This window comes from Metabacillus hrfriensis, assembly GCF_030127205.1.
Classification (GTDB): domain Bacteria; phylum Bacillota; class Bacilli; order Bacillales; family Bacillaceae; genus Bacillus_P; species Bacillus_P dongyingensis.
The window spans coordinates 4,178,244-4,189,850 of record NZ_CP126116.1 but is presented as its reverse complement, the minus strand read 5'-3'; the positions used below and the strand labels follow the sequence as shown (position 1 = coordinate 4,189,850).

At 38.3% G+C, this 11,607-nt stretch carries 11 protein-coding genes and 1 pseudogene; 7 read left to right on the top strand and 5 right to left on the bottom strand.

Annotated elements, in window-relative coordinates; all coding sequences use genetic code 11:
- Positions 1-153 precede the first annotated feature (153 nt).
- A complete protein-coding gene (locus QLQ22_RS20835) occupies positions 154-870 on the bottom strand; it encodes a vanadium-dependent haloperoxidase (protein WP_284015479.1) in 717 nt (238 codons plus the stop codon).
- Between the two features lie 176 nt (positions 871-1,046).
- On the opposite strand from QLQ22_RS20835, the gene QLQ22_RS20830 reads away from it, so the two are divergent.
- Positions 1,047-1,784: an SAM-dependent methyltransferase gene (locus tag QLQ22_RS20830; protein WP_284015478.1), complete on the top strand. Its 738-nt coding sequence runs from the start codon at positions 1,047-1,049 to the stop codon at positions 1,782-1,784.
- 186 nt (positions 1,785-1,970) lie between these two features.
- Here QLQ22_RS20830 and QLQ22_RS20825 read toward each other — a convergent pair whose 3' ends face one another.
- A complete protein-coding gene (locus QLQ22_RS20825) occupies positions 1,971-2,897 on the bottom strand; it encodes an NAD(P)-dependent alcohol dehydrogenase (protein ID WP_284015477.1) in 927 nt (308 codons plus the stop codon).
- A 304-nt stretch (positions 2,898-3,201) separates the two neighbouring features.
- Positions 3,202-4,635 carry an amino acid permease gene (locus QLQ22_RS20820; protein WP_284015476.1) on the bottom strand — a complete coding sequence of 478 codons (1,434 nt, stop codon included), beginning with the start codon at positions 4,633-4,635 and terminating at the stop codon, positions 3,202-3,204.
- A gap of 513 nt (positions 4,636-5,148) precedes the next feature.
- Here QLQ22_RS20820 and QLQ22_RS20815 point away from each other — a divergent pair.
- The 5 genes and pseudogenes from QLQ22_RS20815 to QLQ22_RS20795 all read left to right on the top strand — a co-directional run bounded on the left by QLQ22_RS20815 (position 5,149) and on the right by QLQ22_RS20795 (position 8,441).
- On the top strand, positions 5,149-5,277 hold the full coding sequence (locus QLQ22_RS20815) for a hypothetical protein (RefSeq protein WP_284015475.1): 129 nt from the start codon (positions 5,149-5,151) through the stop codon (positions 5,275-5,277).
- 32 nt (positions 5,278-5,309) lie between these two features.
- The gene (locus QLQ22_RS20810; RefSeq protein ID WP_284015474.1) at positions 5,310-6,020 is read left to right on the top strand and encodes a hypothetical protein; all 711 of its coding nucleotides are present in this window, start codon (positions 5,310-5,312) and stop codon (positions 6,018-6,020) included.
- Positions 6,021-6,060: 40 nt separating this feature from the next.
- Positions 6,061-6,604, top strand: a pseudogene (locus tag QLQ22_RS20805) (N-acetyltransferase family protein).
- A 133-nt stretch (positions 6,605-6,737) separates the two neighbouring features.
- Positions 6,738-7,613, top strand: a complete 876-nt coding sequence (locus tag QLQ22_RS20800) for an AraC family transcriptional regulator (RefSeq protein ID WP_284015473.1) — start codon at positions 6,738-6,740, stop codon at positions 7,611-7,613.
- 144 nt (positions 7,614-7,757) lie between these two features.
- Positions 7,758-8,441, top strand: a complete 684-nt coding sequence (locus QLQ22_RS20795; protein WP_284015472.1) for an HAD family hydrolase — start codon at positions 7,758-7,760, stop codon at positions 8,439-8,441.
- An 81-nt stretch (positions 8,442-8,522) separates the two neighbouring features.
- On the opposite strand, the gene QLQ22_RS20790 is transcribed toward QLQ22_RS20795, so the two are convergent.
- Both QLQ22_RS20790 and QLQ22_RS20785 read right to left on the bottom strand, forming a co-directional pair.
- Positions 8,523-10,070, bottom strand: a complete 1,548-nt coding sequence (locus tag QLQ22_RS20790) for a multicopper oxidase family protein (protein ID WP_284015471.1) — start codon at positions 10,068-10,070, stop codon at positions 8,523-8,525.
- A 100-nt stretch (positions 10,071-10,170) separates the two neighbouring features.
- Entirely contained in the window at positions 10,171-11,076 is a 906-nt protein-coding gene (locus QLQ22_RS20785) for an exonuclease domain-containing protein (protein ID WP_284015470.1), read from the bottom strand.
- Positions 11,077-11,193: 117 nt separating this feature from the next.
- Between QLQ22_RS20785 and QLQ22_RS20780 the strand changes: the two genes are divergently transcribed.
- Positions 11,194-11,607 carry a BlaI/MecI/CopY family transcriptional regulator gene (locus QLQ22_RS20780; protein ID WP_284015469.1) on the top strand — a complete coding sequence of 138 codons (414 nt, stop codon included), beginning with the start codon at positions 11,194-11,196 and terminating at the stop codon, positions 11,605-11,607.

Here is an 11,607-nt window from a genome sequence, read left to right as displayed (position 1 = left end):
GTTCTAGCAGCGGAACGCGATTTTTAAAGCAGCAAGTTTAACTTGCTGCTTTTTTTTCTGCGTGGCAATCCAGTTGCGCATTCTTCGCACATCATCGGGTGCAATATTATCCTTTAATAAATAAAATCAACCTTAATTACATGGTTTTTTATACTATTGAAAATCATTGATGTTTTGTGCTTTCAATACATTTACAACCATACCACCGATTTGCCTGCCTAATCTCAAGCCTTCATCATTATCTGCTTTAAAATGTACGCCAGCGTACAAACGCGATAAAGCGCATTGTTCCATTGTGTTTTTTATTCCTGATTGCTCTGGTGGAAAGAAATAACTTAATACCGATTCTGCACATCCTGCAACAGTGGCGTGTGCAGAAGGGTAGGATGGAAAACGCGGTGTAGTCAACACAGGGGATAGGTTTCTGCCATATTGATTTGGACGTGCCACATCCCAAAGATATTTAAAATACCACGACATCACAAAGGCATCATTAACAGCAGCGTGAAAATATCCGAGTGCTCTGGCAATATGCGGTGATCCTAGTTTATATTTTTTTGCGTAACTGAAAATCATAGGAGTCATATTCTGAGTTGCTTCGACCGTCCCCCAGTATTGTGCAATGCGTATTTGTTGAGGCTTTATGGATGACAATGTTTGTTCTACTATAGATAACTCTGTACCCCAATCAACTTCAAAAGGATTTTTAATTTGCCAATTAATACGCTGCTGAAAGGGATCCAGGAATTGATTGTTTCCTTGCCTGAAAATAAAAAACATTGGAAAATACGCTGGAGCTGTATAAGCTTTAGGCGGGGTTTGCTCTCCTGGGTAAGGATATTCAGACCATCTTCTGTAATTTGTTCTCATTAAATCTGCCCCCTTATATTTTTATGAGAAATAGCAATAAAATATAACAATATATGTTGTGATTGATTATTAGATTGGTATTTTTAAAGGGCAGAATAAGATACTAAATAAAGGTTAAGTTTTCCAATAAGTTGTGCTAGTATTATTTTAATTCTTATTTTAAGAGGTGAGTTTAGTTGAGCAGAGTTGAGCAGAGTATAAAGTTAGATTTAGAAAGAATTGTTTTTATTGGGAGAACCTTTGAAGAGTATTTGGATATGTTTTCCCTTTCGGCAGAATCACTGAAGGGGAAAAAAATACTGGATTGTCCAGCAGGAGCTTGTTCCTTTACTGCTGTTGGCAGCAAACATGGTCTAGATGTAAAAGCTGCAGATATTGCATATTATCATTCAGAGGAAGATCTATATAATAAAGGACTTCAAGACATCGAGCATGCTATGGAACTTATGGATAAGGCAAAAAGTAATTATATTTGGGATTATTTTAAAGATATAAACGGTCTTAGAAAATATCGTCTGAGTGCCTTAAATGATTGTGCAAAGGATATTAGGAAATCGAGTGGACGATATGTTCCTGTCACTTTACCTTCTTTGCTATTTAATGATGCAGAATTTGATATTCTTCTTTCTGCTCATTTTCTATTTATGTATGCGGACCGATTAGATTACCAATTTCATATAACAACGCTAAATGAGTTATTGAGGGTTACTCAAGAGGAAATTCGCATTTTCCCTTTAGTTGATTTGGAAGGAAAACGATATGAGCATTTAGATAAATTAATAGGTTATCTCGCTGATAATGGATGTTTAGTCGAAGAAGTTAAAGTACCATATGAATTTCAGGCAAATGCTAACTCGATGTTAATAATAAAAAAGGGGAATAAAGAAAGGGGCAGCGTTCAGCGTTATCGTTAACTAAAGGGGTTTTATGAATTAAGCCAATATGAAAAGAAATGCCCAGAGTACAAAAATCTGAGCATTTTCTTTTTCAATTGTGTGTTATCGTCTTTCTGTATAAATAAAAATACCGTCATTTTATTAATTCATTACTTTATATGGAGGAAAGACACTTGACCGAACAGCATTTGGCGGAGAGCTTTGTCAGGTTTTGTTAATATGATCAAAAGTTATGACTACATTTCCCTTTTTATGTCCTTTTTCTACATATCTGTGAGCCTCAGGTATTTGTTCGAGCGGGTAGCGTCTATCTATGGCGGAATTTATCTTTCCCGTCTCAATAATCTCACTAAGGATAATTAAATCTTCAGTGCGTACCTTTGCTATCCCTTGCCCTGCAACTGATACATATTTTCCGTTCGGAGTCAGGGCTTTCTTGCAATTTGATTTTGAGTTTTTTCCAACTGCATCAAAGATGATATCATAATACTCTCCACTTTTCGTAAAATCCTCTTGGGTATAATCAATTACCTTATCGGCTCCCAGAGATTTCACCAATTCTAAATTTGTGGTACTGCATACTCCGGTAACTTCTGCCCCAAAGTACTTGGCAAGCTGTACCGCGGAGGTCCCTACTGCTCCAGAAGCTCCATAGATAAGAACTTTTTGACCGTTTTGGATGTTTCCTTTTCTAAGAAAATGCAAGGATGTAGTTCCCCCAAAGGGAACGGCAGCGGCTTCATCAAAGGTCATATTGGCAGGTTTTTTTGCCACCAATCCGTTTTCAGGCAGACATGTATACTCGGCATGAGCACCAAAACTCATCCCAGTTAATGCAAAAACATGGTCACCTTTCTTAAATCGCCTTACATCTTTGCCTATTGCTTCTATTTCTCCGGCTAATTCCACACCCAGTATAGGTTTTCTTGGTTTACTGAGACCTAAGACTATTCGCATGGGGATCCAGTACAAGATAGGGCTTTCGAAACTTCGAACTCTGCAGTCCCCGGTTGTAACTGTTGTCGCATGAACTTTTACCAGGATTTCATTGTCCTTTGGAGAAGATTTTTCTACCTCTTTAAGCTGAAGAACATCTGGTGAACCGTATTTTGTGCATACAATTGCTTTCATAAGTCTCCTCCATAATTTCATTTATATGTGATAGTTTCATCTTATGATAGTAATCACATATAAATGTCATAGTACTTGTCATCAAACCATGACGAACTTACTTTTCGGGTGTGTTAACAAGGTGAAATCCTCTTATTTAATAGACCATTGCAGCACATCGTGATCGTCCCCGTTAACTAAGAATTTGGAAGGATCATAGAACGAATCTTGATGGCGGACTGATTGGATCAGCCCCGGAATTATAAGATATCTGTTTGAATAAAGGAAAAAGGACCTTTTAATTGGTCCTTTTTCTTTTTACCTGTTATAAGATTTTTTTTCTATCCAATTCCATTAAGTCCTGCTCTTGAACGAGCCGTTTCTTCTCCATCTTGTCCTTTGCGGCAAAACGATAATATAAAGCGCACCCTATCAGAAAAGGAATTCCGCAGTATAGTGCCATTCTTTGGTCTGGAATGAAAGCTAGACTCACCATCACCAGTACATTGGCAGACAGCGCAGCTAGAGGGACGATTGGATAAAATGGCGTCCTGAACTTCAGGTCACTGATCTTTCCGCCGTTTCTCAAAAACTTTTTCCTGCCTAAGTAGTTGGAAAGAGCGATGGATGCCCATACAAATACTGCTCCAAAACCGGCGATAGACAGCAGCCACAAGTATACGGTGTCTTCGGCAAAAAAGCCGCACAATAGGCACAAGCAGCCCACAATCATGCTTGCAGCTAGAGCATTGATAGGGACTCCGCTTTTATTCAGCTTCCCGAATCTTTCATGAATCATCCCCTGTCTGGACATCGACCAGAGCATACGGGATGTAGCGTATAATCCAGAGTTTGCGACTGATAAAACTGCAGTGATAATAACAAAGTTCATAATGTCCGCCGCATATGGAATCCCTATGTTATCAAATACAACGACAAACGGACTTTCCACAAGTCCTGCTTCTTTCCATGGAAACAGTCCAGCCAATACAAAAACAGAGAGAATGAAGAAGATAAGAATGCGCCAAGCTGTACTATTGATGGCTTTTGGAATTGTTTTTTCAGGGTTCTCACTCTCCCCCGCTGCGATTCCAACGAGTTCCGTTCCCTGAAAAGAAAAATTCACGCCGATCATAGTAATTAAAATTGCCGCTATTCCATGCGGAAATAATCCGCCGTGATCCGTATAATTGCTTAAAAATGGAGCAGGCTCTCCGCCCCCCATTTGAAGAAATCCAAACATGGCTGCTCCGCCTAAAAGAATAAAAGCGATAACGGTAATTACCTTGATGCCTGCAAACCAAAACTCAACTTCTGCAAAGCTTTTTGTAGACAATGCATTGATGCTAAAAAGCAGGATAGCAAATACGATGCACCAAATCCACGGTGAAACGTCCGGAAACCAGCGCTTCATCAAAATACTGACCGTAAGCAGTTCCAGGCCAATAGTGACAGACCAGTTCAGCCAAGACATCCAGCCTACCACGTAGCCTGCTCCCGGTGATATAAACTTTGTTGCGTAAGTTTGATAAGATCCTACGTCTGGGTTCGCAACGGCCAATTCACCGAGGCAAAGCATTGTCAAATACATGACAAAGCCGCCAATCAGATACGCGAGAATTGCTCCTCCCGGTCCCGCCTCGCCAATGGTATACCCGGTGCTCAGGAATAGTCCTGTACCGATTACACCGCCTAAGGCAATCATCAAAATATGCCTTTCTTTTAATTCCTTTTTCAATTCCTGATTCTGATTTAACATGGAGGCCTCCTTTTAAGTAAGCGTTTACAGAATTATAAAATCTCCATTATTTTATCACTATTTAGTATTATATGAAAATTAATTTTTTGAAAATAAATAAGACTTCTTGAAAATAAGGGGCCATAAAGCCTATGAAATGGCTATTTCTAGGAATATACTGTTCGGATATTATTCAATTTTGGAGGAAAGAGGTTATTTTAGAATAATATGAATAAATATGCATCCGATTGATGAACTGCATGCAAATTGTTAGGCGCAAGCAACAATTGGAGGTGGAGTTTGGATGGCTTAATTTAACGGCATAAGTACAACTGCCAAGAGGAATTTGAAATGACAATTAAAGCAGCAGGTTCTGTTTCCAAGACTTAAATTACCCGAAAGTTTCCCATCTTTCTAATGAAAGAAAGGATTGAGTAAATTGTTTCATTTTGAAATAATTAAAGTATGAAGTAAATGTGCAAATCGGGAGAATAAGTTTCTTTCTATTAACTGATTTTCCGGAGGATTTGAGAAATGAAAAATGCATGGAGTAACTTAGCTGTAAATATCCTTATTCGTATATTCATGCAGAATGGATGTTCCGCAATCTTCGCTGAACGTGTACATTCGAATAACGAATATAAAGAAGAAAACGGGATTTAAGATTCCACATAGACCATAAGGAGACTGTTATTATGCCGATTATAAAAGATATTCAGCTTTTAGTTCCAGCGGATATGGATCAGAATAGGCTATTCTTTAATCAGACAAGAAGCATATCTTTTTTATACAGCCGGCTTCTGCCAAAATTGCATGCGAAGGATGATAGAGGAATTCAGATCAACTGTGTAGAAAATCTGGAAAAAGGAAAGCAGCTGGATCCTTATGATCACATCATATTTAACTATTTTCCTGTATTTGTAGAGGTGGATGTTCAGGGATTTTTAGAATTATCTGATAGGAAGAAGAAAGTTAAAACCTTAGAAATCGTTCACGAAGGAATGAAGCTGGCTGCTTGTGAATTTAACTGGGACACATCTCTTCTTGATGAAGTTTATGAGAAAGTCAAACAACTGGATTATCAGAATATCTATCCACTTATAAAAAAAAGCAGCCCAAATAAGAAATACGTGGGCAGCATCCTGTGTCATCATGAGGTGTCTACAATCGATGTATACATGGAAATTAAGAAAAGAAACGGTAAAGTTGTAGGCAAGGATAAAATTTTCTCCGTGGAGAATACAGATGAACAAAACTTATTCAGTGAATACTGGATCCTTGTATGGAAGCTCAATAATAAATTAGAGTTTGCTGATGATAGATTTAATACCGTTTACCGCTTAACATTCCTTGAAAAAGATGAGCCAGATCAATTAGTGTGGAAGATAAAAAAATTAAACAGTTAATTGAAAGAGAAGTAATAATTACAGTTGGAGGCATTGATCCCTGAGAGTTACTCAAAAAGAATTCAACATTAATGATTTACGTTATATTGTAAGGTCTGCAGTAGAAGAAGATGCGAACAATTTGTCTGATCTAAGATTGCAGATAGACGGGGAAACAGAAAATTTAGATAGAGAAAAAGGAGAGGCGTACATAGATGAATCAGGATTTAAACAGATTATTAAAGATGATACAGAGAGGCTGAATAACCTTTTTTTAGTAGCAAAAGTAAATGGAAGTATAGTAGGTTTTTCAAGATGTGAAGGGGGAAAATTGAGAAGAATTTCTCATAAAGCAGAATTTGGAATCGGTATATTAAAAGAATATTGGGGATATGACATAGGAAAAAATCTTTTAAAAGAAACTGTCTATTGGGCAGACTCTAATGGAATCAGGAAAATGACGCTGAATGTTTTAGAAACCAATGAAAAAGCTATAAAGCTTTATAAGGGCTTTGGTTTTGAAGTAGAAGGAATCTTAAAAAAAAGACAAAAGGTTATCTGACGGAAATTATTATAATACTATATTGATGGGAAGGATTAAATGATAAGTTCAACTGCAGTTTAATCAAAATTAATAGTGAGAATCCGAGAATAATAAGACCCTGCATAAGTGTGCACGAAATGTCGGGCAGGAACCAGTCTTCCCCTGTTAATCTATTGATAAAGGAGGTCACCCGAATGGATTTGCTTAAGAACATGAATGGAGCGATTCAGTACATTGAAGAAAACCTTACTGATGATCTTGACATGAAAGAAGCTGCAAGACTGTCTTTATGCTCTGAATATCATTTTAAAAGGATGTTTTCTTTCCTTGCAGGTATTTCGCTATCGGAATACATCCGCCGCAGACGACTAACACTTGCAGCGTTTGAGCTTAGAGACAGCAGTTTAAAGGTCATTGATATTGCAATGAAATACGGATACAGTTCACCAGATTCTTTTGCAAGGGCATTTCAAAATTTGCATGGAATCACACCGTCGGAAGCCAGAAATAGCGGCCATTCACTGAAAGCTTACCCACGGATGGCCTTTCAGTTATCAATTAAAGGAGGAAGTGAAATGAACTACCGAATAGAAGAAAAAGAGGCATTTCGCATTGTTGGTATGAAGAAAAGAGTACCTGTTCAATTTAATGGGGTTAATCCAGAGATTGCTTCTATGTGGCAAAGGTTAGATACTGAAACGATTAATCAACTAAAAAATCTTTCTAATGTTGAGCCTATTGGAATAATTAGTGCCTCCACGAACTTTTCTGAAGGGAGAATGGAGGAAAAAGGGGAGCTTGACCACTATATTGGCGCAGCAACAACTAAGGAATGTCCAGATGAACTGTCACAGCTAGAAGTTTCATCTTCAACATGGGCTGTATTTGAAGCAATCGGGCCATTTCCTGATAAACTGCAAGAAGTATGGGGACGAATTTATTCCGAATGGTTTCCATCCTCAAATTATGAACAACTAGAAGGTCCGGAAATCCTGTGGAATGAAAATAAAGATACAAGTTCTAAAGCGTTTAAAAGTGAAATATGGATACCTATTTTAAAAAAGTCTTAGGTGATTATAGATTAAGCTTTTAACAAGAAAAAGGCGCCATTCTTTAATAAGAAGGCGTCTTTTGAAATGGACCAAAAAGAGAGGTGTTTAGTCTATTGATAAAGAAGGAAACAAGAATTGTGTTTATAGGGAGAGAATACAAAAATGATTAAGGCAGTCATCTTTGATTTAGATGGAACGCTGTTAGATCGGGATGCTTCAGTACAGAAGTTTATAGCCGGGCAATACGATCGATTGAATAAATGGGTAGGTCATATCCCAAAAGGAAAGTATACTGCAAGGTTTATAGAGTTAGATTCTCGGGGGTATGTATGGAAAGACATAGTGTATCAGCAATTGGTCGATGAGTTTACCATTACTGCGATCACTTGGGAGAGTTTACTTCAGGATTACATAGATCAATTTAAGAATTGCTGTATCCCTTTTCCAAATCTTATCAGTATGTTAAAAGGGTTAAAAAGCAAGTCCATTAAATTAGGAATCATAACGAACGGAAAAGGCAAGTTCCAAATAGATAACATAAACGCATTGGGAATTAAAACGTATTTTGAAACAATCATTGTTTCGGAATGGGAAGGTGTAAAAAAACCTGATCCTCTAATATTTAAAATAGCTTTAGAGCAATTAAATGTTTCACCGGACGAAAGTATTTACGTTGGAGATCATCCTGAAAACGATGTAAGTGCTGCTCAAAAAGCAGGAATGAAAGGAATTTGGAAAAAGGACTCTCAATGGGGCAGTTTTGAAACAGATTTCATCATTGATGATTTGGCAGATTTACCTTTCATCATTGAACAAATTAGGAATGAATGTGGAAAGTCATTTTAAAATAACAGACACAAATGTTAAGGAATATTTTCAGCACTTAAAAGATCAACTTTCCTGTAAGTTGATCTTTCACACAAATATTCAGCGAATGACGATAAATGGCCGCATCATTTCGTAATCTTCATGCTCTAGTATATGGCAATGCCAAACATACAATCCGGTGTAGGGTCCAAACTTCATTATGATTCGTGTTACCTGTTCAGGATTCGCTCTGACAGTGTCTTTCCAGCCTCTTTCCTGAGGCTCTGGCGGAATGCTCGGTCCTGTGTAAGAAATGACTTTTTTCTTTTTAAACTTCTCTGCATCAAATGGTCTTCGATCAAGGATCTGGAAATCAACGAGGTGAATATGAATGGGGTGGGCGTCATCAGTTAAATTGATCAGGTGCCAAATTTCAATTGTTTCAAGTCTCGGCTTCTCGCTTATAGGATCATCCCATGTTTTGTTGTCTAATAACATCAGCTCGCGGCCATATTGATCATGATTGTCATCCAGAGTTAAGAATCGTGTTCTCGAGATGGAGTTCTCCTTAAAGACTGGATAAGGCAAAAGAAAAGATGGAATGACACTCGTATCGATTGAGGAGAGCGGAAGCGACACTCTGAATTCCATGACCGCGGCTGTATTCCGATCAGGCATCTTGCCGCCTGGAAAAGGAGCTTTTGCATGATTTTCCAAAATGATTTTTCTGCCCTCTAAATTTGTAAAATCAACGATGACATCTGCTCTTTCAGCCGGAGCCAGCATGATTTCCGGTACACCGATTGGAAATTCCATTAATCCGCTATCCGTTCCGATTTGATAAAAAAACTGGCCAGAATCAAGCTTCAATAGATAAAAACGGGAGTTTGCCGCATTCAGCAGCCTGAACCTGTATTTTCGGGGCTCAACATTTAAATATGGCCATACTTTGCCATTAACTAAATTGACATCTCCGAAAAATTCAGGTGAAACAGATGCCTCAAGTTCCGGTACTGGATTTTCCGGCTGCTTTGGATAATAGAGAGATCCATCTTCATTAAATGATTTGTCTTGTATCATCAGGGGTATTTCATACTGACCAAAAGGCAAATTCAATGACCTTTCATGCTGATCCCGTATGAGATAGAATCCTGCAAGACCCGCATAAATATTTAGTCTTGTAATACCGAGAGCATGATCATGATACCAAAGTGTACAGGAGCGCATCTTATTTTCATATTCGTACACTTTTTTTCTGAAATAGGGACCTTTTTGCTTAAATCCATTTGTAAACCACGCCTCAGGATACCCGTCGCTTTCCCATTCAACACTTGCGCCATGCACATGGACGACGGTTCTAACTTCTGGTACATCCTTATGAGCGCCGTGAACGGTATAATCAATGGGCAAAAAGTGCTTAGACGGGAGATTGTTAATCCATTTTATATAGGTTTTCTCCCGGCTTTCAACTTCAATTACAGGACCTGGATAGGAGTTTTCATAACACCAGAGAGCGGAAGGATTTAATTCGCTGTGAAGAGATAGTCTGCATTCAGTCATTCTCACTTTATAATACGTAAAGCTGTTTCCTTTTTGATGAGGCCCAAGCTGCGGAATAATGGGCAAAGCATCTGTAAACTTAGTAAGATCGGGAGTTTTATGTGTCATCAGCCGTCTTCTCCATTTCATTTCAACTATACATTCAGTCTATTCAGAAACCCTGCCCGCAATTTGTAAATATAAAAAAGAACAGCTGCATGCTGCTCTTTTAACGGTTAAATGAATGCTCTTTTTTCTTCGCCTGTTCTTCGATGCTGATTTCAATCCTGCAGCCGTGCTCTCCTTTTTCATTAAGAAGGATCTCAAGAACTTTTGCTGTGAGCTGGAAAGATTCTTTTATATAGCCGGCTAATTTTTTGCTTTGGGCAGCGCCAATGAAGCCCAGATAGTTTCGGCCGGTGGTATACACATGAAACCGATCTGTTTGCTCTTCTTTTTTTAACAGCAAAGTTTCGTTTTGAGTAATATGGGGCAGATATGCCTGCGGACTCATCCCGTCTGCACTTTTTTGTTTTACACCGGAAAGTAAACATTTAATCGACTTTGACTTTGGTGCAGAAGCACGTTCTGTTAAAGCGATATTCAAGTAGGATGTGCCTTCGTAATTCGGGCTCTTCAGCAGCTGGTGAAGCTGTTTTACATCATCCAGTGCACGGTGAGTCTGCACAGCTGCCAGCTTGTGGCTATGTAATAGGCTGATTAACTTGGCACTTTGGTAGCCGTATTTCTTCCACGGAATATTTCTGGCAGAGCAGTACCATTTCTTTGAATGCAGCTCAGGATACATTTTAGCAGTGAAGCTCCGGTCAAATGAAGCATTATGAGCAATAATAAAATCAGCCTTATGGATCGCTGACTTTATCTTTGTATCATCAAACGTTTTGCCCTTAACATCTTCAAAAGGAATCAAATGAATTCGAAAGGCAAATTCATAGTTTTTTCTGGCTGAAAGAGACAAAGGCTCTCTTAAAAAAGAGTGCTCTTCTAGAGTTTCTAAAAAGACATCTGTATCTGTATCATAACGAAACAGCAGGAAACCAATTTCTATTATTTCATCCTGAATGGGCGATAAGCCTGTTGTTTCCACATCGAGAATCATACCGGTAAGAATCATTCAAGTTTTCCCCCTTTCTACTAATCTACCATCTACCACTAGACCGAAACAACTTTAAGAATCATTTGACTATGGAGTATTTGCACATTACAATGTGTAGTGTGAGGTGTTGTCATTGTGAAAATCCAGAATTTTAAATTTAATGAAAAAGGCTTAAATCGTTTTTTTGGTCCATTAGAGGCTAAGATTATGAATATCCTTTGGAATTCATCTGAAATGTCGATAAAAGACGTTCAGCAGAAGCTTGAAAAAGAGAAAAAAATGAGCTTTAACACGGTGATGACAGTCATGAACCGCCTCGTTGAAAAAGATGTCCTAACTAAGCGGTCTGAGGGAAGGGGATCGCTGTTCCGTCCAGTCCTGACTAAAGAAGAATTTCTTTGTGCACAATCCAAAGAGCTGACAAACGGACTGATTGACGAGTTTGGACAAATTGTCGTAAGCCATATGATTGACAGCATTGAGGAAGCAGATGAGAGCTTGATTGCAAAGCTTGAGCAAAAAATAAAAGAAATGAAAAAGGAAAAATAG